The 22,623-nt window shown below is 69.6% G+C and carries 22 protein-coding genes; 15 read left to right on the forward strand and 7 right to left on the reverse strand.

Annotation, left to right across the window (positions count from 1 at the left end; translation table 11 throughout):
- The first annotated feature begins 98 nt into the window (after positions 1-98).
- The gene (locus tag MFF13_RS02890) at positions 99-1,118 is read left to right on the forward strand and encodes a gamma carbonic anhydrase family protein (protein ID WP_147761409.1); all 1,020 of its coding nucleotides are present in this window, start codon (positions 99-101) and stop codon (positions 1,116-1,118) included.
- Between the two features lie 316 nt (positions 1,119-1,434).
- Here the strand turns inward: MFF13_RS02890 and MFF13_RS02895 are convergent, their stop codons facing one another.
- Together MFF13_RS02895 and MFF13_RS02900 are read right to left on the reverse strand one after the other, a co-directional pair.
- Positions 1,435-2,361, reverse strand: a complete 927-nt coding sequence (locus MFF13_RS02895; protein ID WP_147827770.1) for an amino acid ABC transporter substrate-binding protein — start codon at positions 2,359-2,361, stop codon at positions 1,435-1,437.
- A gap of 47 nt (positions 2,362-2,408) precedes the next feature.
- Positions 2,409-3,686, reverse strand: coding sequence for a dicarboxylate/amino acid:cation symporter (locus MFF13_RS02900; protein ID WP_147752780.1), 1,278 nt, complete (start codon positions 3,684-3,686; stop codon positions 2,409-2,411).
- A 326-nt stretch (positions 3,687-4,012) separates the two neighbouring features.
- Between MFF13_RS02900 and MFF13_RS02905 the strand changes: the two genes are divergently transcribed.
- From MFF13_RS02905 to MFF13_RS02950, 10 genes are all read left to right on the forward strand, one after another.
- The gene (locus tag MFF13_RS02905) at positions 4,013-4,930 is read left to right on the forward strand and encodes a branched-chain amino acid ABC transporter permease (RefSeq protein WP_147752781.1); all 918 of its coding nucleotides are present in this window, start codon (positions 4,013-4,015) and stop codon (positions 4,928-4,930) included.
- Entirely contained in the window at positions 4,930-6,318 is a 1,389-nt protein-coding gene (livM, locus tag MFF13_RS02910; RefSeq protein WP_147761407.1) for a high-affinity branched-chain amino acid ABC transporter permease LivM, read from the forward strand. Before MFF13_RS02905 ends, livM begins: the two co-directional genes overlap by 1 nt.
- Entirely contained in the window at positions 6,318-7,196 is an 879-nt protein-coding gene (locus MFF13_RS02915) for an ABC transporter ATP-binding protein (protein WP_147761406.1), read from the forward strand. Before livM ends, MFF13_RS02915 begins: the two co-directional genes overlap by 1 nt.
- Complete coding sequence (locus MFF13_RS02920; RefSeq protein WP_147761405.1) at positions 7,193-7,999, forward strand: ABC transporter ATP-binding protein; 807 nt, start codon at positions 7,193-7,195, stop codon at positions 7,997-7,999. The genes MFF13_RS02915 and MFF13_RS02920 overlap by 4 nt, the downstream gene beginning before the upstream one ends.
- A gap of 4 nt (positions 8,000-8,003) precedes the next feature.
- Positions 8,004-8,369: a DUF6867 family protein gene (locus MFF13_RS02925; protein WP_147752785.1), complete on the forward strand. Its 366-nt coding sequence runs from the start codon at positions 8,004-8,006 to the stop codon at positions 8,367-8,369.
- Positions 8,370-8,457: 88 nt separating this feature from the next.
- Entirely contained in the window at positions 8,458-9,579 is a 1,122-nt protein-coding gene (locus MFF13_RS02930; protein ID WP_147752786.1) for a branched-chain amino acid ABC transporter substrate-binding protein, read from the forward strand.
- A gap of 465 nt (positions 9,580-10,044) precedes the next feature.
- The gene (locus tag MFF13_RS02935; RefSeq protein ID WP_373322474.1) at positions 10,045-10,971 is read left to right on the forward strand and encodes an amino acid ABC transporter substrate-binding protein; all 927 of its coding nucleotides are present in this window, start codon (positions 10,045-10,047) and stop codon (positions 10,969-10,971) included.
- Positions 10,972-11,053: 82 nt separating this feature from the next.
- Positions 11,054-11,776, forward strand: a complete 723-nt coding sequence (locus MFF13_RS02940; RefSeq protein ID WP_147752787.1) for an amino acid ABC transporter permease — start codon at positions 11,054-11,056, stop codon at positions 11,774-11,776.
- Positions 11,776-12,468: an amino acid ABC transporter permease gene (locus MFF13_RS02945; RefSeq protein ID WP_147752788.1), complete on the forward strand. Its 693-nt coding sequence runs from the start codon at positions 11,776-11,778 to the stop codon at positions 12,466-12,468. The genes MFF13_RS02940 and MFF13_RS02945 overlap by 1 nt, the downstream gene beginning before the upstream one ends.
- 187 nt (positions 12,469-12,655) lie before the next feature.
- Complete coding sequence (locus tag MFF13_RS02950; RefSeq protein WP_147752796.1) at positions 12,656-13,384, forward strand: amino acid ABC transporter ATP-binding protein; 729 nt, start codon at positions 12,656-12,658, stop codon at positions 13,382-13,384.
- A 51-nt stretch (positions 13,385-13,435) separates the two neighbouring features.
- On the opposite strand, the gene MFF13_RS02955 is transcribed toward MFF13_RS02950, so the two are convergent.
- From MFF13_RS02955 to MFF13_RS02965, 3 genes are all read right to left on the reverse strand, one after another.
- Positions 13,436-14,554: an alkene reductase gene (locus MFF13_RS02955; protein ID WP_238270759.1), complete on the reverse strand. Its 1,119-nt coding sequence runs from the start codon at positions 14,552-14,554 to the stop codon at positions 13,436-13,438.
- 114 nt (positions 14,555-14,668) lie between these two features.
- Complete coding sequence (locus MFF13_RS02960) at positions 14,669-15,310, reverse strand: GNAT family N-acetyltransferase (RefSeq protein WP_147752790.1); 642 nt, start codon at positions 15,308-15,310, stop codon at positions 14,669-14,671.
- On the reverse strand, positions 15,310-17,667 hold the full coding sequence (locus MFF13_RS02965) for an Orn/Lys/Arg family decarboxylase (RefSeq protein WP_147752791.1): 2,358 nt from the start codon (positions 17,665-17,667) through the stop codon (positions 15,310-15,312). Before MFF13_RS02965 ends, MFF13_RS02960 begins: the two co-directional genes overlap by 1 nt.
- A 306-nt stretch (positions 17,668-17,973) precedes the next feature.
- Between MFF13_RS02965 and MFF13_RS02970 the strand changes: the two genes are divergently transcribed.
- The 3 genes from MFF13_RS02970 to MFF13_RS02980 all read left to right on the forward strand — a co-directional run bounded on the left by MFF13_RS02970 (position 17,974) and on the right by MFF13_RS02980 (position 20,424).
- The gene (locus MFF13_RS02970; RefSeq protein WP_147752792.1) at positions 17,974-18,642 is read left to right on the forward strand and encodes a DUF1007 family protein; all 669 of its coding nucleotides are present in this window, start codon (positions 17,974-17,976) and stop codon (positions 18,640-18,642) included.
- Complete coding sequence (locus tag MFF13_RS02975; RefSeq protein ID WP_147761403.1) at positions 18,633-19,634, forward strand: nickel/cobalt transporter; 1,002 nt, start codon at positions 18,633-18,635, stop codon at positions 19,632-19,634. Before MFF13_RS02970 ends, MFF13_RS02975 begins: the two co-directional genes overlap by 10 nt.
- Before the next feature lie 76 nt (positions 19,635-19,710).
- Positions 19,711-20,424 (forward strand): hypothetical protein, encoded by a 714-nt coding sequence (locus tag MFF13_RS02980; protein WP_147761402.1) that lies wholly within the window; start codon positions 19,711-19,713, stop codon positions 20,422-20,424.
- Between the two features lie 13 nt (positions 20,425-20,437).
- On the opposite strand, the gene MFF13_RS02985 is transcribed toward MFF13_RS02980, so the two are convergent.
- Entirely contained in the window at positions 20,438-21,043 is a 606-nt protein-coding gene (locus MFF13_RS02985; protein WP_373322475.1) for a histidine phosphatase family protein, read from the reverse strand.
- 28 nt (positions 21,044-21,071) lie between these two features.
- The gene (locus tag MFF13_RS02990) at positions 21,072-21,467 is read right to left on the reverse strand and encodes a VOC family protein (protein WP_147752930.1); all 396 of its coding nucleotides are present in this window, start codon (positions 21,465-21,467) and stop codon (positions 21,072-21,074) included.
- Positions 21,468-21,623: 156 nt separating this feature from the next.
- Between MFF13_RS02990 and MFF13_RS02995 the strand changes: the two genes are divergently transcribed.
- A complete protein-coding gene (locus tag MFF13_RS02995) occupies positions 21,624-22,562 on the forward strand; it encodes a 2-hydroxyacid dehydrogenase (RefSeq protein ID WP_147761400.1) in 939 nt (312 codons plus the stop codon).
- Positions 22,563-22,623 lie beyond the last annotated feature (61 nt).

Here is a 22,623-nt window from a genome sequence, read left to right on the forward strand (position 1 = left end):
AAACACGCTTGCGCCTGACTCGGCCATCGCCTGCGCCTATATGGCATATCGGCTCGCCGCCAGAAGGCGTGGGCCGATCGGCCCCGAAGGACGAAGACGTGACGCCCGAACTGATCCTTCCCTATGACGGCGTCCTGCCGGAATTCATCAGCCGCCCGGTCTGGTGCGGGCGCGGCAGCACCGCCATCGGCGCCGTGCGCCTCGGCAGCCAGGCCTGGATCGGCGACGACGGCGTGATCCGCGCGGACGGGCAGCCGGTCACCCTCGGCGACCGGTTCTGGCTCGGGCACCGCTCCACCGTCCACATCGCCACCTTCACCCACGGCACCACCGTCGGCGACAGGGTCACGGTGGGGCGCAACAGCGTGGTGCACGCCTGCACGGTCGGCTCCGACGTGGTGATCGAGGACGACGTCGTGATCCTCGACGGGGCCAGCATCGGCGACGGCGCGGTGATCGAGGCCGGCGCGACGGTGTTTCCGCGGGCGCAGCTCGCCGGCGGCTTCGTCTACGCCGGCAGCCCGGCCAAGCCGCAGCGCCCGATCGACCGGGCCGAGATCGACGAGCGCGCCGAGCGCCTGCGCGAGGCCGCGGGCGACCCGGCGCCCGTCGCGGCCGGCGATCCGCCGGAGGTGGAGGACACGGTCTACGTCGCCAGCACGGCCCGCGTCCGCGGACGCGTCAGCCTCGGTGCCGGATCGAGCGTGCTGTTCTCCTGCGACCTCCACGCCGAGGTCGGGCCGATCCTCGTCGGCGCCGACACCAACATCCAGGACAACACCGTGATCCGCACCCGCGGGGAGGGCGTCGTCATCGGCCGCGACACCACCATCGGCCACAACGTCCGCATCGGCGACAGCCGCATCGGCGCCCGCTCGCTGATCGGCATCGGCGCCTCGGTCGCCCCAGGCACGGTCATCGCCGACGACGTCATGCTGGCGGCAGGGAGTACCACCGATCCCGGCCAGCTCCTCGAAGGCGGCTACCTCTGGGGCGGCCGCCCGGCCCGCATCCTCGCCCCGCTGGACGCCGAGAAGCGCGCGATGATGGTCCGGATCGTCGAGGGCTATTGCGAGCACGGACGGGAATACCGGAAGGCCGAAGCCGGCCGGGGGTAAGCGCGGGGCGCGCACGAACCCCGCCGCGGCCACCGATTGCCCGGCTTCGGTGCTGTCCAAGGTGCGCGCATCCCCTCGCCCCGCCTGCGGGGAGAGGGCTTTGCCGACCTCGTCGTCGGCGAAGCGAGGCCGCAGCCGAGGGTGAGGGGGCTTCGACGGGGAAGCCTCATCCGGCACCTTCCCCTCACCGCCGCGTCGGCTCCGCCTCCGCTTCCTGCAGGCGCGACGCGGTGCCTGCAGGCCTCTCCCCGCCCGCGGGGAGAGGGGGCGTCTCTTCCTTCAGATCAAGCCTGCGTCAATCCGCGAACGCCCTACCTCAATCCTCCAGCCCGATCAGCTGGAAGCTGGTGTGGAGGTCGTTCGACATCGGCACGTTGAGGCGCTCGCCGTTCGGCAGGCGCTTGAGGAACCAGCGCTCGTAGGTCCAGCGCAGCTCGCGGCTCTCGGCGAGGCGGCTGAAGGTGGCGGCGACCGCGCCGGCCATCTCCGGGTCGTCCTTGCGGAACATGATGCCGTAGGGCTCGAACGAGAGCTTGTCCGGCAGCACCGTGTACTTGGCGCCGTCGGTCCCGTCGTTGGCGATCAGGCCGTAGAGCAGGATGTCGTCGGTGGCGAAGGCGTCGGCCCGGCCGTCCTTGACCATGGCGTAGGATTCCGCGTGGTCCTTTCCGGTCAGGATCTCGGCCTGCAGCTTGAGCTTGGCCAGGATATCGCGCACGGCGCGCTCGTTGGTGGTGCCGGCCGTGACGACGACCTTCTTGCCGCCCAGCTCGCGATAGGACGCGATCGCCGAGGCCCGCGGCACCAGAAGCTTCGTCGCGCTGATGAACGTCACCGGCGAGAACGCCGCCGTGCGGCGGCGTTCGGCGTTGGCGGTGGTCGAGCCGCATTCGAGGTCGACCCTTCCCTCGGACACCGCCGCGAACCGCGTCTCGGAGGTCACCGGCTCGTAGCGGACCTTCAGGTCGGTGCGCCCGGTCTCGCGGCCGATCTCGTCGACGATCTCGCCGCAGAGGTCGATCGCGTAGCCGATCGGGCGCGGGCTGCCGTCGGCCCGCTTGCCCTCGACGAAGGAGAACGGGACCGAGCTGGTGCGGTAGCCGATCACCACCTCGCCCTTGGCGGCGATGGTCTTGAGCGAGCCGGTGAGCACGTCGACCGCCCCCGCCGGCCCGGGCGTCGCGATGAGCCCGACCGCTATCAGCCCCGCCGCCAACGCCGCGATCACCTTGCCTGACGCCATCGCGATACTCCTGGATACGGCAGGCAAAGCCCGGTCGGGACGGAGGCCTACTCGGCGGCGGCCACGGCGCCGACATGGTCGAGCCGCTGGTCGCTCGTGGTCAGCTGGCCCTCCCATTTCGCGACGGCGACGGTGGCGATGCTGTTGCCGAGCACGTTGGTCGCCGAGCGGCCCATGTCGAGGAACTGGTCGATGCCGATGATCAGCAGCAGCCCGGCCTCCGGGATGTTGAACTGCGTCAGCGTCGCCGAGATCACGACGAGCGAGGCGCGCGGCACGCCGGCCATGCCCTTCGATGTCACCATCAGCAGGAACAGCATCGTGAGCTGCTGCCCCCAGGTGAGCGGGATGTTGTACGCCTGCGCGATGAACATCACGGCGAAGGTGCAGTACATCATCGAGCCGTCGAGGTTGAACGAGTAGCCCATCGGCAGCACGAACGAGGTGATGCGGTTGGGCACGCCGAACTGCTCGAGGTTCGTGAGCATCTTCGGGTAGGCCGCCTCGCTCGATGCGGTCGAGAAGGCGAGCACGAACGGCTCCTTGATCAGGTTGAACAGCCGTTTGATCCCGGCTCCCCCGAGCATCAGGAAGCCGACGCCCATCAGCAGGCCCCAGAGCACGCCGAGGCCGATGTAGAACTCGACCAGGAACTTGCCGTAGGTGACGAGCACGCCGATGCCCTGCGTGGTGATCGTCGCCGCGATCGCCGCGAACACCGCGACGGGCGCGAACAGCATCACGTAGCCGGTGACCTTGAGCATCACGTCGGCCACGCCCTCGATGCCCTTGGCCAGGAAGTGGCCCTTCTCGCCGAGCGCCGCGAGCGCCACGCCGAAGAAGATCGAGAACACGACGATCTGCAGGATTTCGTTGTTGGCCATCGCCTCGACCGCGCTCTTGGGCACGAGGTGGGTGACGAACTCCTTCAGCGACAGCGAGGCGGCCTTCAGACCGGTGCCGGCGCCGACGTCGGGCAGCGGCAGGTTCAGGTTGTGGCCGGGCTGCATGATGTTGACGAGGACGAGGCCCAGCATCAGCGAGCAGAACGAGGCGCCGACGAACCACAGCAGCGCCTTGCCGCCGACGCGACCGACCGAGGCCGTATCCCCGAGATGCGCGATGCCGACGACGAGCGTCGAGAACACCAGTGGCGCGATGATCATCTTGATCAGCCGCAGGAAGATGTCGCTGATCAGCGCGATGTAGCCGGCGATCTCCTTGGAGGTCTGCGGATCGGGCCAGGTGATGCTACAGAGATAGCCGACCGCGATGCCCAGTAGCATGCCCACGAAGATCATGGTCGTCAGCCGCGAACCTGTCATCGGGAACTCCTGGGCGAATGCGAGCCGGCGCACGACTGTCCGTTAAGAGAATGTGAAGCAGGAAGCGCGCCATGCGCAAGCGGCTGCGCAGCTTTAATCCCGTCGTTTCAGACCTTTTGTTTTTTGCCGGGATCGGATGATCCGGCGTGGCATTCTCGTCGCGCCGCGGGCTATGCTTGGCCGCGGTCCCGCTGAAACTGCAGTCGCCGCGCCTTGTGGCCGCCGAGCCACAGGTGCGGTACGGGACTTGCCATGAATACGGGACTTGCCATGAATGCGGGACTTGCCCTCAAGGCACGGCGCGCAGACGGAGAGACGGGCACACGATGGATGTCTTCGTACAGCAGTTGATCAACGGGCTGACGCTCGGGTCGATCTACGGCCTGATCGCGATCGGATACACGATGGTGTTCGGCATCATCGGCATGGTCAACTTCGCCCACGGCGACGTCTTCATGGTCTCAAGCTTCATCGCCTTGATCGGCTTCCTGATCCTCACCACCTGGCTCGGCGTCTCGTCGATCGCGCTGGCCTTCCTGATCGTGCTCGTGGTCTCGATGGTGCTCACCGCGCTCTGGGGCTGGGCGATCGAGCGGGTGGCCTATCGTCCCCTGCGCGGCTCCTTCCGGCTGGCGCCGCTGATCTCGGCGATCGGCGTCTCGATCTTCCTCTCGAACTTCGTCCAGGTGGCGCAGGGCGCGCGCAACAAGCCGCTTCCGCCGATGCTGTCGGGCGGGATCACCCTGTTCGAGACCGACGGCTTCCAGGTGTTCCTGTCCTACAAGCAGTGCCTGATCATGGCGGTGACCGCGGTGCTGCTCACCGGCTTCTGGTACCTCGTCCAGCGCACGCCCTTCGGCCGGGCGCAGCGCGCCTGCGAGCAGGACCGCAAGATGGCCGCGCTGCTCGGCATCGACGTCGACCGCACGATCTCGCTCACCTTCGTGCTCGGCGCCGCGCTCGCCGCCGTCGCCGGCGTCCTGTACCTGATGTATTACGGCGTGGTCTCGTTCTCGGACGGCTTCGTGCCGGGGGTGAAGGCGTTCACCGCGGCGGTTCTGGGCGGCATCGGCTCGCTGCCGGGCGCGGTGCTCGGCGGCCTGATCATCGGCCTGATCGAGACGTTCTGGTCGGCCTACTTCTCGATCGAGTACAAGGACGTCGCCGCCTTCTCGATCCTCGCCGTGGTGCTCATCTTCATGCCGTCGGGGATCCTCGGCCGCGCCGAGGTCGAGAAGGTTTGATGGCCGCCGCCACACGCGGGGCCGTCGGCCTCCCCGGCATCCTCAAGGACGCCGCCTTCTACGCGCTCGGCACCTTCGCGCTGTGCGTGCCGGTGGTCGCCTTCCGGACCGATGCCGGCCCGACCGGCGGCCTCGAGCTGACGCCGCGCTGGGGCCTCGTCCTCGCGCTCTGCGCCGCGATCTTCCTGGCCCGCCTCGCGCAGCGCCTGATCCTGATGCGCCGCGACGCCCGCCGGGCGCTCACCCCGGCGCGTTCGCAGGCAACGGAGGCGGTCGGCGCCACCCCGAATGCCGGGCAGCGCGTCTCGATGCTGGCGCTGTGGCTGTTCATCGGCATCGCGCTGACGCTCCCCGTCGTCGCGGCGCTCGCCAGCGGCAGCCTCGGGGAGGGGCGCTACTGGATCGACCTCGGCATCCTGATCCTCACCTACGTGATGCTCGGCTGGGGCCTCAACATCGTCGTCGGCCTCGCGGGCCTGCTCGACCTCGGCTACGTCGCGTTCTACGCGGTCGGCGCCTATTCCTACGCACTCCTGTCCACAACCTTCGGCCTGTCGTTCTGGGTCTGCCTTCCGCTCGCCGGCCTGTTCGCCGCCCTGTGGGGCATGCTGCTCGGCTTTCCCGTGCTGCGGTTGCGCGGCGACTACCTCGCCATCGTCACGCTGGCCTTCGGCGAGATCATCCGCCTCGTGCTGATCAACTGGGTCGACGTCACCGGCGGCGGCGCCGGCATCTCGTCGATCCCGCGCGCGACCTTCTTCGGCATCCCCTTCACCGCGGGCGAGGACGGGTTCGCGGCCCGCTTCGGGCTGACCTTCGACTCGATGCACCGGGTCGTGTTCCTGTACTACCTGATCCTGGCGCTCGCCCTGATCACCAACGTCGTGACGCTGCGGCTGCGACGGCTGCCGATCGGCCGCGCCTGGGAGGCGTTGCGCGAGGACGAGATCGCCTGCCGCTCCCTCGGCATCAACACCACCACGACGAAGCTCACGGCCTTCGCCCTCGGGGCGGCCTTCGGCGGGTTCGCCGGCTCGTTCTTCGCCGTGCGCCAGGGCTTCATCAGCCCCGAGAGCTTCAACTTCCTCGAGAGCGCGATCATCCTGGCGATCGTGGTGCTCGGCGGCATGGGCAGCCAGGTCGGCGTCGCGATCGCGGCGGTGGCCATGGTCGGCGGCCCCGAGATGCTGCGCAACCTCGGGTTCCTGAAGGCGGTGTTCGGCCAAGGCTTCGATCCGAACGAGTACCGCCTGCTGCTGTTCGGCCTCGCCATGGTGGCGATGATGGTCTGGCGCCCGCGCGGGCTGATCTCGGAGCGAACGCCCTCGGTGGCGCTCGGCGAGCGCCGCGCGATCTCGGGCGCCCACGTCAGCGAGGGCCACGGTTGATGACGCGGCCTTCCCCCGACGCCGAGGCGGTGCTCACCGTCGACCACCTCACCATGCGCTTCGGCGGGCTCGTCGCCGTCGGCGACCTGTCCTTCAAGGCCCGGCGCGGCGACATCACCGCGCTGATCGGCCCGAACGGCGCCGGCAAGACCACGGTCTTCAACTGCATCACCGGCTTCTACAAGCCGACCGAGGGCAAGCTGACGCTGGCCCACGCCGACGGATCGAAGCACCTGCTCGAACGTCTGCCGAACCATGCCGTCAACCGGATCGGCCGGGTGGCGCGCACCTTCCAGAACATCCGCCTGTTCCAGGGCATGACGGTGCTGGAGAACCTTCTCGTCGCCCAGCACGCCCCGCTGATGCGGGCGTCCGGCATGACCGTGCTCGGACTCCTCGGCCTCCCGGTCTACCGCCGGGCGGAGGCCGCGGCGATCGAGCGGGCCAAGGACTGGCTCGGCCGCATCGACCTGATCGACCGGGCCGACGACCCGGCCGGCGACCTGCCCTACGGCGCCCAGCGCCGCCTGGAGATCGCCCGGGCGATGTGCACCGAGCCGGTTCTGCTCTGCCTCGACGAGCCCGCCGCCGGCCTGAACCCGCGCGAATCGGGCGAGCTCAACGCGCTGCTGCGCCACATCCGCGACGCGCACGACACCTCGGTGCTGCTGATCGAGCACGACATGTCGGTGGTGATGGAGATCTCCGACCACGTCGTGGTGCTCGATTACGGCGTGAAGATCGCCGACGGCACGCCCGGCGAAGTCCGCGCCGACCCGCGGGTGATCGCCGCCTATCTCGGCGTCGAGGACGAGGAGGTCGAGGCCGTCGAGGCCGAGGTCGGCCTCACCGTGACCCATCTGGAGGTCGAGGCTTGAGCGTCGCCGGCATCAACGTCCTCGTCGAGGAGACCCGGGCGCTCGCCGCCGAGAAGGCCGGGGTCCGCAAGACCCTGCTCTCGGTGCGCGGGGTCTCGACCTATTACGGCAGCGTCGCGGCTCTGCGCGGCGTCGACCTCGACGTCACCGAGGGCGAGATCGTCACGCTGATCGGCGCCAACGGCGCCGGCAAGTCGACCCTGATGATGACGATCTTCGGGGCGCCGCAGGCCCGCGAGGGCACGATCACCTACGACGGGCGCGAAATCACCCGCCTGCCGACCCACGAGATCGCCCGCCTCGCGATCGCGCAGTCGCCGGAGGGCCGCCGGGTCTTCCCGCGCATGAGCGTGCACGAGAACCTGCAGATGGGTGCCGCGCTCCACAACGGGCAGTACTTCGCGCAGGACCTCGAGCGCGTCTGCGCCCTGTTCCCGCGGCTGAAGGAGCGCCTGACCCAGCGCGCCGGCACCATGTCGGGCGGCGAGCAGCAGATGCTGGCCATCGCCCGCGCCCTGATGAGCCGCCCGCGCCTGCTGCTGCTCGACGAGCCCTCGCTCGGGCTCGCGCCGCTGGTGGTGAAGGGCATCTTCGATGCGGTGCGCGACCTCAACCGGCGCGACGGCATGACGATCTTCCTCGTCGAGCAGAACGCCTACCATGCGCTCAAGCTGGCGCATCGCGGCTACGTGCTGGTCAACGGCCGCATCACCATGAGCGGCACCGGGCGGGCGCTGCTCGCCGACCCCGCGATCAAGGCCGCCTACCTCGAAGGCGGGCACGGCGCCCCGGTGGAGGCCTGACGCGATGCAGGGTGTGATCTACGAGGAAGAATCGATCGCGCTGTTCCTCCTCGTCACCGTGGCGATGGGCGGCTGGGCCGGGTGGATGGCCGCCCGGGGCCTCGCCAAGGCGTGGCGGCCGCTCTGGCAGATCGTGCCGGCGCTCCTCGCGGTGGCGGCGGCGGTGCGCTTCATCCACTTCGCGCTATTCGGTGGGACGCTTCTGTCACTGCACTACTATGCGGTCGACGCCGTCGTCGTCATGATCGTCGGGCTGGCGGGCTACCGCTGGACCCGGACGCGGCAGATGACGACCCAGTATCGCTGGCTCTACGAGCGGACCTCGCCCCTGACCTGGCGGAGCCGTGCGCCGGCGGCCGGCGAACCTTGATCGCGACCGCGGCGAGGCGCGTGCCGAGCGCACGATTCTTGCCCTTGGCCCGCGGTCCGAATTCAGATCACAACCAAGGGGATTTGCGATGAGAGCGATACTTCTGGCCGGCCTCGGTCTCGGTGCCATGCTCGCGGCGGCGCAAGGCGCAGAGATCAAGCTCGGCATCGCCGCGCCGATCACCGGCAACAGCGCGGCGATCGGGACGCAGCTCAAGAACGGCGCGACCCAGGCGGTCGAGGACCTGAACAAGTCCGGCGCGGTGAAGGGCACCACCTTCTCTGTCCTCGTCGGCGACGACGCGTCCGACCCCAAGCAGGGCGTCTCGGTCGCCAACAAGTTCGCCTCGGACGGCGTGAAGATGGTCGTCGGCGACTACAATTCCGGCGTGTCGATCCCGGCCTCCGACGTCTACCAGGACGCCGGCATCATCCAGGTGACCCCGGCCTCGACGGCGGTGAAGTTCACCGAGCGCGGCCTCTGGAACGTGTTCCGCACCTGCGGCCGCGACGACCAGCAGGGCGCGGTGGCGGGCGCCTACCTCGCAACGAACTTCAAGGGCAAGAAGATCGCCTTCGTCCACGACAAGACCCCCTACGGCAAGGGCCTGGCCGACGAGACACTGAAGGCGCTGAAGGCCAACGGCGGCAAGGACGCGATCTACGAGGGCATCAACCCGGGCGAGAAGGACTATTCGGCCCTCGTCTCGAAGCTGAAATCCAACAAGATCGACGTGGTGTATTTCGGCGGCTACTACACCGAAGCCGGTTTGATCCTGCGCCAGATGAGCGACCAGGGCTTGAAGGCGCCGCTGATGGGCGGCGACGGCCTCGTCGACAAGGAGCTGGTGGCGATCGCCGGCCCGGCGGCGGAAGGCACCCTGACCACGTTCCCGCCGGACGCGCGCAAGAACCCCAACGCCAAGGACGCGCTCGCCGGCTTCAAGGCCAAGGGCATCGATCCCGAGGGCTACACCCTCTACTCCTACGCCGCGGTCCAGGTGCTCGCCAAGGCGATGCAGGAGACCGGCTCGACCGACGGCAAGAAGCTGGCGGAGTGGCTGCACATGGGCAAGCCGGTCGACACCGTCGTCGGCCCGATCGCCTACGACAAGAAGGGCGACATCACGAAGCCCGACTACGTGATGTACCAGTGGAAGAAGAACGCGGCCGGCAACATCGACTACGCCGGCAACGAAGTCACCAAGTAGCGCTCGTCGCTCCGAAGACCGAGCCGTCCCGTGCCCTGCGGGGCGGCTCGTTCGTCTCCGTTCCGCGAGACAGATTGGCGGCTTTCCAGGCATAATCGCCGCCGAGCCGCGAAATCCCGGTGCGTCCGCCCGGGAATCGTGCACATTGCATCCCGCATGGGCGAAAACGCCCGGCTCCGACGTTCGGATCGACAACCGGGTGGACCCTGTGAACGCCGACGCGCCACGGCCTCGATCCGTGCGGGCAGACCGCACCCGGCCGGAGACGGCCCGGTTCCGGGTCATGAGTGCGTTTACTGCTTCGGTTCCGATGCGCGGCGCAGTTGTCCCCAGCCCATCGGCCAAGCTCGCTTCGCCGAGCCTCGTTCCGGCACCATCATTGCAGAGGCCCGGCCAGCGCCGGCCGCCCTCTGTGCGTCCGCCACACGCCGCACTGTCCGTGCGGCTCGTCACGGGAGTTTCGTCTTGACGCAATCCAACCTCGACCGCCGCGGGATCGTCGCTGGCCTCGCGCTCGGCGCGGCGCTGTTCGCAGCCGGCGCCCAGGCCCAGGAACTGACCGGCACGCTGAAGAAGGTGAAGGAGACCAACGCCCTCACCATCGGCTACCGCGATTCCTCGGTGCCGTTCTCCTACCTCGACGGCGACCAGAAGCCGGTCGGCTACGCGATGGACATCTGCCTGAAGATCGCCGAGGCGGTGAAGAAGGAGCTCAAGCTTCCGGGCATGGAGGTGAAGCTCAACCCGGTCACCTCCGCGACCCGCATCCCGCTGATCGCCAACGGCACGATCGACCTCGAGTGCGGCTCGACCACGAACAACGCCGACCGCCAGAAGCAGGCTTCGTTCACCAACACCCACTTCCTGACGGCGACCCGCTACGTCTCGAAGAAGGACGCCAAGCTGCACACGATCGACGACCTCAAGGGCAAGACCGTGGTCTCGACCTCGGGCACGACGAACATCAAGCAGATCAACGAGGCCAACACGGCCAAGAGCATGGGCCTGACCATCTTGCCCGCCAAGGACCACGCCGAGGCGTTCCTGATGGTCGAGACCGGCCGCGCCGTGGCCTTCGTGATGGACGACGTGCTGCTCGCCTCGCTGATGGCCGGCTCGAAGACCCCCGACGCCTACGAGATCTCGACGGAAGCCCTGTCGAAGCCCGAGCCCTACGGCATCATGCTGCGCAAGGACGACGCGCCGTTCAAGGCCGTGGCCGACGCTGCGACCAAGGCGCTGTACGAGAGCCCCGAGGGCAAGGCGCTCTACACCAAGTGGTTCGAGAAGCCGATCCCGCCGCGCAACATCAACCTGAAGCTCCCGATGAGCGACGCGATGGTGAAGCAGTTCAAGAGCCCGAGCGACAGCGCCGACCCGGCCGCCTACTGAGCCGGGCCGAGCGGATCCCGGGGGGCGCCCTTCGGGATCCGCGACGCGGATCGATCGAACGAGAAACGGTGAAGCGCGGGCGATGAACTACAACTGGAACTGGGGCATCTTCTTCGAACCATCCCCCGAAGGCACCGGCACCTATGCCGACATGCTGCTCTCGGGCCTGGTCTGGACGATCGCGACCGCGCTCTCATCCTGGGTCATCGCCTTCTTCCTCGGATCGCTCGTGGGCGTGATGCGCACGCTGCCGTCGAAGGCCGCGAACGCGGTCGGCACGGCCTATGTCGAGCTGTTCCGCAACATCCCGCTGCTGGTGCAGATGTTCCTCTGGTACTTCGTGCTGCCGGAGGTGCTGCCGCAATCCTGGGGCAACGCCCTCAAGCAGCTGCCGAACGCGCCGTTCTACACCGGCGTCGTCTGCCTCGGGTTCTTCACCGCCTCGCGCGTCGCCGAGCAGGTGCGCGCCGGCATCCAGTCGCTGCCGCGGGGCCAGGGCCTCGCCGGCACGGCGATGGGCTTCACGGTCTACCAGACCTATCGCTACGTGCTGCTGCCGAACGCCTACCGGGTCATCCTGCCGCCGATGACCTCGGAGTTTTTGAACAACCTCAAGAACACCTCCGTCGCGCTGACGATCGGCCTGCTCGAGCTCACCGCCCGGGCGCGCTCGATGCAGGAATTCTCGTTCCAGGTGTTCGAGGCCTTCACGGCCGCCACGATCCTCTACGTCCTCATCAACCTCTTCGTCATCGTGCTCGCGTCCCTCCTGGAACGCAGCGTGGCGGTTCCCGGGCAGCGCTGATGTTCTCGAACTTCGATTTCGGCGTCGTCTTCGGATCGCTGCCCTACCTTTTCGGGACGGGCATGGTGTTCACCGTGACCCTGACGGCGCTCGCCGCCGGCATGGGCGTGGTGCTCGGCACCCTGCTCGCCATGGCGCGGCTTTCGGGCGTGCCCGGTCTCAAACACGTGGCCAAGGTCTACGTCGAGCTGATGCGCTCGCTGCCGCTCGTGCTGGTGATCTTCTGGTTCTACTTCCTGGTGCCGTATATCGGCGCCTACCTCACCGGCGCCTCGCGGCCGATCCAGGTCGGCGCGTTCTCGTCGGCGCTGATCACCTTCACGCTGTTCGAGGCGGCCTACTTTTCCGAGATCATGCGCGCCGGCATCCAGTCGATCCCCAAGGGGCAGACCGGGGCGGCCTACGCGCTCGGCATGACCTACGCCCAGACGATGATCACCGTCGTGCTGCCGCAGGCCTTCCGCAACATGCTGCCGCTGCTGCTGACGCAGACGATCGTGCTCTTCCAGGACACCTCGCTGGTCTACGTGCTGTCGCTGACCGACTTCCTCGGCGCAGCCTCGAAGGTGGCCCAGCGCGACGGGCGCCTCGTCGAGATGTACCTGTTCGCGGCGGTCGTCTACTTCGCCGTCTGCTTCTCGGCCTCGTTCCTGGTGCGCCGGCTCCAGCGCCGCGTCGCCATCATCCGCTGATCGCCGTTTCACGTGATCGCCGTTTCCAAGTGATCGCTGTTTGAAGGACCGCGCCATGACCTCGACGCCGATGCCGGCCCCGACCGCCACGACGCCCGTCGCCCCCGGTTCGGTCGCGCCATCCGACTCCGGCCTGCAGTCCGGACCGCTGACGAGTCCGCCGCCGCGCATCGCCACCGGCACGCCGATGATCGCCATCGACAACGTCAGCAAGTGGTACGGCGACTTCCAGGTGCTGACGAACTGCACCACCCAGGTCGCCAAGGGCGAGGTCGTCGTTGTCTGCGGACCGTCGGGCTCCGGCAAGTCGACCCTGATCAAGTGCGTCAACGCCCTGGAGCCGATCCAGAAGGGCCAGATCACGGTCAACGACACCAAGGTCGTCGACAAGGCCACTGACCTGCCGAAGCTCCGCTCGCGGGTCGGCATGGTGTTCCAGCACTTCGAGCTGTTCCCGCACCTTTCGATCACCGAGAATCTCACGGTCGCCCAGCGCAAGGTGCTGAAGCGCCCGGCCGAGGAGGCGAAGAAGAAGGGCATGGACCTGCTCGCCCGCGTCGGGCTGTCGGCCCACGCCGACAAGTATCCCGGCCAGCTTTCCGGCGGCCAGCAGCAGCGCGTGGCGATCGCCCGGGCGCTCGCCATGAACCCGGTGGTGATGCTGTTCGACGAGCCGACCTCGGCGCTCGACCCGGAAATGGTCGGCGAGGTGCTCGACGTGATGGTCGAACTCGCCAAGGAGGGCATGACGATGATGGTCGTGACCCACGAGATGGGCTTCGCCCGCAAGGTCGCCGACCGGGTGATCTTCATGGATCGCGGCGAGATCGTCGAGGACGCCCGGAAGGAGGACTTCTTCGGCCAGCCCCGCAGCGAGCGCGCGCAGCAGTTCCTGTCGAAGATCCTGCAGCACTGACCGTTTGGTTCGGCGAGCCCGGCGCGACATCCACGCACCGGGCTTGGAGGCTCAGCGCTCGATCTGCACCGGGCCGTCCATGCCCGGCCAGTCCGAGTATCCGTTGGCGCCGCCGCCGTACCAGTAGGGTTTGGGCGCCTCCGCGAGCGGCGCGCCCGAGGCCAGCCGCGCGACGAGGTCGGGGTTGGCGATGTAGGGCCGGCCGAAGCTGAACAGGTCGGCGTGGCCTTCGGCCAGCTCCTTCTCGGCCAGATCCAGGGTGTACTGGTTGTTGCCGACATAGGCGCCCGAGAAGCGCTTGCGCAGGTCGAGGAAGTCGACGCCGTCCGGCACGTCGCGCGTCTGCTGCGTCACGCCCTCGATCGTGTGGATGTAGAGCAGGCCGAAATCGGACAGCGCGTCGACATAGGCGCCGAAGGTGGCATGCGGGTCGCTGTCCAACGGCGTCTTGCCGGGCTCGGTGGTCGCGGGCGACAGGCGGATGCCGACGCGGTTTCCCCCACCCCAGACCTCGGTGACGGCCTTCACCACGGCCAGCGGGAAGCGCAACCGGTTCTCGATGGAGCCGCCGTATTGGTCGGTGCGCGTGTTGGTGGAATCGCGGACGAACTGTTCCAGCAGGTAGTTGTTCGCCGAGTGGATCTCGACGCCGTCGAAGCCGGCGCGCTTGGCGTTCTCCGCCGCGCGGCGATAATCCCCGACGATCCCGGGGATCTCGTCCGTCTCGAGGGCGCGCGGCGTCACGTGCGCCTTCATGCCATCCTCGGTGAAGGCGGTGCCCTTCGGCTTGATCGCGGACGCCGAGACCGGCAAGCCGCCGTCCGGCTGAAGGTTTGGGTGTGAGATCCGGCCGGTATGCCAGAGCTGCAGGAAGATGCGGCCGTCGTTGGCATGCACCGTCGCGACGATCCTGCGCCAGGCCTCGACCTGCGCATCGGACCAGATGCCCGGGGTGTAGGCGTAGCCCACGGCCTGCGGCGAGATGTTCGTCGCCTCCGAGATGATCAGCCCGGCGTTGGCGCGCTGGCCGTAATAGTCGGCCGCGAAGTCCGGCGGCACCCCGGCGACGGAGGACCGGCTCCGCGTCAGCGGCGCCATGACGACCCGGTTCTTCAGCGTGAGGTCGCCGAGGGTGAAGGGCTGCAGCACGGGGCTGTCGGAGCGGGACATGCGAATCCTTGGCGGTGAATGTCGAGCGGCGCCATCACCAACGCCGGCGCCTCGATGCCGGAACAACGTTCCGCCCGCCGCGGAGTTCGCCGCAGCGCACCAACCCCTGGGCGGCTACTTCCCCGTCCAGTCGTGCCCCGCCACCAGCGCCTCCACCGGCTTCTGCCAGGTCGAGGGCTGGTCGTCGGAGCCGGAGCCGAGGGCGCATTGCACCATGACGCTGTCGCTCCAGCGGCCGTACTTGTAGCCGACCGCCGGCAGGTGGCCGACGCGGACGAATCCGCAAGCCTCGTGCAGGCGCAGCGACGCCGCGTTCTCCGAATCGATGTAGCCGATCATCTGCCGGTAGCCGCCCGCGGCGCAGGCCTCGATCAGCGCCGGCAGCAGGCGCCGGCCGATGCCGGCATGCAGATGCTCGGGATGCACGTAGATCGAGTGCTTCAGGGTATAGCGGTAGGCCGGCCGCTTGCGGAACGGCACCGCGTAGGCGTAGCCCGCGACTTGCCCGTTCCGGTCGGCGACGAGGTGGGGCAGGCGCTTCTTGCGCATGGTCTTGCGCCGCCGCCGCAGGTCGTCCGGCAGCAGCCGGTCCTCCTCGAAGTCGCCGACGTCGCCGACGCCGCGGCGGATGTGGTGCTCGTAGATTGCCACCATCGCCGCGAGGTCGCCGTCCGATGAGGGGCGGATGACGATGTCGGCGCAGGGCGCGGCCGGCTCTGGCGTCGCGAGGGCGCCCGGCGCCGCGGCGTCCTCCATCAGCGCGCCTCGCGCATGACGTAGGTGTGGAAGCGGATCTGCCCGTCCGGCTCGACCTGCCGGTAGACGCCCTGGATCTCGGCCTCGAAGCCGGGGAACAGGTTGGCGGAGCGCTCGAACATCTTGAAGTAGTCCAGCATCGGCTTGGCCCGCTCATCGATCCGCTCGCCGGGCAGCACCGTGCCGATCCCGGGCGGGTAGACCAGAAGCAAGGTCGTCGCCACACGGCCCTCGGCCTCCGCGATCGGCACGAAGTCGACGTTGTTTCGCGTCAACATCTGGGCCGCGGCCTTGGGCGCCATCACCATCTCGGGCAGGTGCTGCGGCTGGAACTGCTTGCGCTGCAGCGCCGAGGTGCCGTGCTCGCGGTGGAAGGCGTGGAAGTCGGCGCAGAGGTCGCGCAGGCGGATGCCGCGGTAGCGGTTCGGCCGCCGCCGCACGAACTCAGGCATCGCGTCCTCCAGCAGCACGTTGTCGTCGTGCAGGCGCTTGAAGGCGACGAGCCCCGAGATCAGCGTGCCGGCCTTGGACGATTCGACGCCGGGCGTCAGCAGGAAGAGCAGCGAGTTGAGGTCGTTCTTCTCGGCGACGATCCGGTTCTCACGCAGGTACTGCGCGACGATCGGCGCCGGCACGCCGTGGGCGGCGTATTCCCCAGTCGCCCGGTCGAAGCCCGGCGTCAGCACCGTGAGCTTGTTCGGGTCGGTCATGGCGTAGCCGGGCGAGGTCTCGGGCCCGACATGGGTGAAGCCGTGCCAGCGCGCGCCGGGACGCAGCTCCCAGTGCTTCGGGTCCGAGGCGAGCACGTCCGTCGTCAGGCTCTCCCACGGCACGTCGACGCCGTCGGGGCCGGGCGTCACGTCGGGGACGAAGGGGTCGAAGAACCAGCGCCGGCTCGGATCGCCCTCCTTCTCCTCGAACTCGCGGCGGATGGCGCGGACCTTCTTGCGCCACTCGATCCCCAGGCGGATCGTGTCGTCCCACAGGATCATGCCGGACCGGCCCTTCATCATCTGCGCGCCGACGTCGAGCGAGGCGAAGATCGGGTAGAACGGCGAGGTCGAGGCGTGGACGAGGAAGCTCTCGTTGAGGCGGCGATGCTCGACGCGTCGGGTCTGGCCGCGGATATGACCGTCCTTGGTGTGGATCTGCGAGGCCTGGCTGAAGCTCGCGAGCTGCTTGTGGGTCGATTGCGTGGCGATGATGCCGGGGGAGGTCTCGTCGAGCCCCTTCAGCCCCATGGCGAACCGGCCCACGAAGAGCGGATGGAACTTCATGAAGCCGGCCCAGGCCTCGTCGAACAGGATGTAGTCGCACAGGTGGCCGATCTTCTCGACGACGCCCTGCGCGTCGAGGATCGTGCCGTCGTAGGTGCACTGCTCGATCACCGCGACGCGGAACGGGCGCTCGCGGCGCCAGGCCTCCTTGTCCTCCACCAGCGGGTTGCGGCGGATTTTTTCGCGAATGGCCTGCTCGTCCAAGGCCTCGTGGTAGATCGGGCCGATCAGGCCGTAGGCGTTGCGGTCGGTCTCGAGGAAGATCGGGATGCCGCCGGCGAGCATCAGCGCGCCGTGGTGGGCCGCCTTGTGGTTGTTGCGGTCGAACAGCACGAGGTCGCCCTCGGCCACCAGCGAGCCCAGCACCACCTTGTTCGAGGCCGAGGTGCCGTTGAGGACGAAGTAGGTCTTCTCCGCCCCGAAGATCTGGGCGGCCTCCTTCTGCGCCCTCAACGCCGGACCCTCGTGGGTCAGCAGGTCGCCGAGGTCGAGGACCGAGTTGTCCAAGTCGTCGCGGAAGATCGCCTCGCCGAGATGCTCGACGAAGATCCGCCCGATCGGCGAGCGGTTGTAGAAGATGCCGCCGTTGTGGCCCGGGCAGGTCCAGAGCTGGTTGCCCTTCTCGGCGTAGTCGACGAGCGCGCCGAAGAACGGCGTCTTCAGGGTCTCGGCATACTGCGTCACGCGGGAGACGAGGCCGCGGGCGATGAACTCGGGCGTCTCCTCGGCGAGGAAGATGTAGCCGTCGATGAAGTCGAGCAACTCGACCGGGATGTCTTCCAGGCGCTTGCGGCGCACGAGGATGACGATCGGCATCTCCAGCCCGCGCCGGCGCATCATGTCGATCAGCGACGCCGCCTTGCCGTCGAGGCCGCGCTTGCCCCAGTCGACGACCATGCAGCCGATCGCGGCGTCGGTCTGGACGGCGATCGCCGCGTCCTCGACGCGACGCGCGCGGATCACCTCGAAGCCGCGGCCCTCGACCGCCGTGACGATCTGCGCGACGCGGACGCCTTCGAGGTCGTCCGGATCGAAGGCCGGCGCGCACATCAGCACGGTGAATCGGCGGTGGAAGTCCATGGCGTGCCTCTGGCGTAGCGGGTCGGCGCCTGCCTGCGACGCCGTCGTGACGGTTGGATGACGGTCGCGCCGAATGGCGCGGGACCCGGCGGGCGCGGGCGGCCGACATCTGGTTCGCCCGGGTAATACGATCGCGTCGCCAAGGCCATGACGACGATGCCGCCGGGCGCCCGGCCGACATCGGATTCGGCGTCGCCTCCCGCGGGACTTCCCCGTTGCGGTTCGCCTCGCTTTCGCCCCAGCGGATGCCGACAAGACATGCGCTTAACGGATCCTTCACCTCAGCGCCGCGAGCGTCCGACCCGCATGAAGCCGAATCTCGCGATCCTTCGTCCTGCCCTCGCCGCCGCGCTGCTGGCGCTCGCGACCCTGCCCGCCGCGGCCCATCCGCACGTCTGGGTGACGGCAAAGGCCGAGATCGCCTACGCCGACGGCAAGGTCGTCGCCGTGCGCAACGTCTGGACGTTCGACGCCGCCTACACGGCCTTCGTCACGCAGGGGCTGGACGCGAACAAGGACGGCAAGCTCACGCCGGACGAGCTGCAGACCCTCGCCACCGAGAACACCGGCAACCTCGCCGAATTCGGCTACTTCACCAAGCTGAAGGTCGGCGGCAAGGAACAGGCCTTCGCCGACCCGGTCGAGCCGCGGATGGCGATGGAGGGCGACAGCCTCACCCTGAGCTTCCGCCTGCCGCTGAAGACGCCGCCGTCGCAGGGGCGCGGCGTGCTGGCGCTCGAAGTCTACGACCCGACCTACTTCGTCTTCTTCGGCCTGTCGGAGGCGCCCGACGCGGCGACGCTCGTCGGCGCGCCCGCCGGCTGCGCCGCCACGGTGACGCGGCCCAAGACGCCCGAGCCGAAGACGGCGGAGGCCGGATCGCCGGGCATGAGCGAGGCGTTCTTCGAGGCGCTGACGGCGGCCTCGGGCTACGGCGTGCAGTTCGCGAACCGGGTGCTGGTCGCGTGTCCGTAGGCGCCGCGCTAGCTGTCCCGCCGGCCCGGCGCCTGCCGCTGCGGCTTTCGCTGGTCGCCGCCGCGATCGGCGTCGCGGCCCTGGTCCTCGCGCTTCTGGTCTGGCTCGTGGCGCCCGGCCTCGCGACGCCACCGCCGCGGTCTCCGTTCGGGATCGGCTTCCGCGAGGCCGCGCCCTCGGCGACCGGGCTCGGCGGCTGGCTCCTGGCGATCCAATCGAGCTTTTCGCGGAGCCTCCAGGCCGCGCTCGCCGCGATCAAGGGCGGCGGCGACTGGACGCCGCTGGTCACCCTCGGTTTCGCCTACGGCGTCTTCCACGCCGCCGGCCCTGGGCACGGCAAGGCCGTCATCGCCGGCTACCTGTTCGCCGGCGAGCGAGCCCTGCGCCGCGGCTTCGGCCTCAGCTTCGCCGCCGCGGTTCTGCAGGCTTTGGTCGCGATCGCGATCGTCGGCACCGGCCGCCTCGTCCTCGGCGCCACCGCCGCCGGCATGACGCAGGCCGGCAACGCGATCGAGATCGCGAGCTTCGCCCTCGTCGCGGCGATCGGCCTCGCGGTGACCTGGCGCAAGGCCGGGCGGCTCGCCGACCTCGGCGCGCCGGGCGGCTGCGGCCCGAATTGCGGCCATGCCCGCCTCGCCGACGCGCGGGCGTTCGAATCCCTCGATACCTGGCGGGAACGCGTTGCCATCGTGGTCGCCGCCGGCTCGCGCCCCTGCGCCGGGGCGGTGCTGATCCTGGTCTTCGCCGCCGCGCAGGGGATGCTGGCGGCCGGCATCCTCGCCGTGTTCGCCATGGCGCTCGGCACCGCGCTCACCACCGGTGCGCTCGCGAGCCTCGCCGTCTTCGCCAAGGGCGCCGCCCTGCGCCTGGCCGGCGGCCGCGGACGGGCCGGCATCCTGGCGCTCGGCGCCCTCGAGCTTCTGGCCGGCGCCTTCGTGCTGGTGCTCGGGCTGGCGATGCTGTCGGGCGTCGCGCTCGACGTCGGCGGCTGATCGCCCCCTCGCCAACCCAACGCCAGCGTGCCACGCTCGCTCCCGGACACGATTCCCGGCAGCTCGAAGGTTTCGCATGGCAGGGTTCGACCACATCCTGAACTGGCGGCTGCTCTCCGGCTCGCACCCGTTTCCGGGGCCCGACGGCGGCACCTGCATCAACGAGGCCGCCCTCGTCGCCGCTGGCCTGCCCTATCGCGCGATCCGGTCCAGCGACGACTGCCCGCCCTGCTTTTCGCGCCCGCTCGCGGCCTATGCGCTCGGCCTCAACGACGCGATGCCGGACGCCGAGCGCCACCGGCTGATGGCCTTCGTCCTGCGCCTGTCGGGATCGGCCGACCTGCCCGCGGTCGAGATCGAGCGAACGGTGTTCCTGGCGCTGGCGAGCATCCGCCGCCTGCTGCCGCCGCTGCTGGAAAAGGCCGGGCTCGTCGACCTCGCCGTCCTTTGCGCCGCCGCGGGCGACATCGACGAGGCGCTGGCCGCCGCGCGCTCGGCCGCATGGCAAGGCGGCGCGCGGGCGCAGGCCGCCTCGGGGCGTCAGGCCTGGATCGCCGGGGCGCTGGCGGCGGCGGTCTCGCGCACGGCGACCGCGGCGATCCGCGCCGCCGACGACCCGCGCTGCGCCGCCGAGATCGCCGAGGGTGCGGCGGCGTTCGTGCCCGGCGCCTGGAGCCTGGCGGTCGACATCCTCGACGACGCCTTGGGGATCGGGCGTCAGGCGCCGGACGTGGACCTCATCGCCGCCCGGGGCCGCCTCGATGCCGCGCGGGCGGTCGCCCACGCCTGAGCGGCGCCGCGCCTCAGGCGGCTGCGGAGGCCGCGTCCAGGTCGAGCTCCACGGTCTCGCAGTTGTCGAGCCAGATCCCGGTCAGGTGGAAGAAGAACGTGCCGTGGCCGACCACCGCGATGGTCGCCTCCGGACGCGCCCGCAGCCATTCGCGGAAGCCGGCGACGCGCTGGTCGAACAGGTGCCGCGGCTCGACAGGATGCCGGCCGTCCTCGACGCCCTCCTCGGCGTGCCACCACACCTCGGGAAGGTGCCCGACATCGAGATGCGGGAATTCCGCCGCGATCTCCGAGGCGACCCGGCCGACGTCGCAGCTGCTCTCCTGGCACTCCCGGTGCAGCACCTCGACCAGGATCTTCGGCTCGGCCGGATGGTCGGCGAAGGCCAGCGCCGTGGTCTCGATCGCCCGTGTCAGGGGCGACACCACCACGAGGTCGAAGGGGATCTCGGCCAACGCCGCCCGCGCCGCGCGCGCCTGCCCCTGGCCGCGCGGGGTGAGGCGGGCGTCGCGGTGGTCGGGATCGCGGCCAGTGGCGCGGTGGGCGGCGTTGAAAGTCGATTCGCCATGTCGGAGGCAGACGATGCGGGTCGGGCCGTTCATGCGGGTCAAAGGTCTCATCGGTTCGGGCGAAGGATCAGGACAACAGTCAGGCGAAGCGGCCGCCGCGCTGGATCACCTCGATCTTGTAGCCGTCGGGGTCGGTGGCGAAGAAGAACGTCCCGAGTTCGGCGTCGCCGTGCTTGAGGGTCTTCACGTCGGTGGCCGGAAGCCCCTCGCGGGTGAAGCGGGCATGCTCGGCTGCTAGGTCTTCAACCACCACGGCGACGTGGCCGTAGCCGTCGCCGAGGTCGTAGGCCTTGGTCCGGTCCTTGTTCACCGTCAGCTCGATCTCGAACGGCGAGTCCGGCGCGCGCATGTAGACCAACGTGAAATCCGGGAAGTCGAAGCGGTCGGACACCCCGAGCCCGAAGGCCGTCTCGTAATAGGCGACGGAGCGCGTCTCATCGCGGACGCGGATCATCGCATGGACGGGCTTGGCCATTCTTCGCTCGCGGCTGGCAAGGTTCTCGGGTCTCCCGGACATGTGGCGCGATCCTCCGGTATGGAAAGGGCAGAAGCCGTGCGCCCCATCGCTGGCAGCCCCGCGCGCTTGCCGTAGAAGGCAAGGCGACCCTGCCGACCGATCGAGGCGCTCCGCATGACCGCTCCCATCCTGCTCGCCACCAGCCAGCCGCCCGACGAGGAAGCCGCCTGGCGCGAGGCGCTGGCCCGCGCGATGCCGGACGAGCGCCTCGTCACCGCCGCCGACGCCTTCGACCGGTCGGCGGTCACCATCGCGATCGTCGCCAACCCGCCGCCGGGGGCGCTCGCCGGCCTGCCGGCCCTAGCCTGGGTCCACAGCCTGTGGGCCGGGGTCGAGCGCCTGTTGCAGGACGCGACGCTACCGCCGGTGCCGGTCGTCCGGCTCGTCGATCCGACCCTGGCCCGCGCGATGGCCGAAACCGTCGCGGCGGCCGTGCTCGCCCTGCACCGCGATCTTCCCGTCTACGCTGCGCAGCAGCGCCGGCGGGAATGGCGCCAGCATCCGGCCCGCGCCGCCGGGCAGCGCCCGGTGGCGATCCTCGGCATGGGCGAGATGGGTCGCGCCTCGGCGGCGCTGCTGCGCGGGCTCGGCTTCCCCGTCCGCGGCTGGAGCCGGTCGGGCGCCGCGATGCCGGGCGTCGCCATGCATGCGGGCCGCGACGGCCTCGCGGCGGCGCTGGACGGCGCGGCGTTCCTGGTCAACCTGCTGCCGCTCACGACCGAGACGCGCGGCATCCTCGATGCCGACGCCTTCGCGCGGCTGGCGCCGGACGCCGGCGTGATCAATTTCGGGCGCGGCGCGCACCTCGTCGAGGCCGACCTGTGGCAGGCCCTCGACGCGGGGCAGGTCGGGCATGCGGTGCTCGACGTGTTCACGCAGGAGCCGCCGCCCCCGGAACACCCGGCCTGGACCCGTCCGGACGTGACCGTCCTGCCCCACGTCGCGGCGCCGACGGACGAGGCGTCCGCGGCCGCGGTGGTCGCAGCCGCGGTGGCGGCCTTCCGCAGCACCGGGCAGGTGCCGGCGGGCGTCGACAGAACCCGCGGGTACTGAGGGCGGCGCGCGCAAGCTCTCGCGCGATGTCGCTGCGTCGTCGTCTTGCGCGCGCGAAATG

This window comes from Methylobacterium cerastii (assembly GCF_022179125.1).
Taxonomy (GTDB): Bacteria; Pseudomonadota; Alphaproteobacteria; order Rhizobiales; family Beijerinckiaceae; genus Methylobacterium; species Methylobacterium cerastii.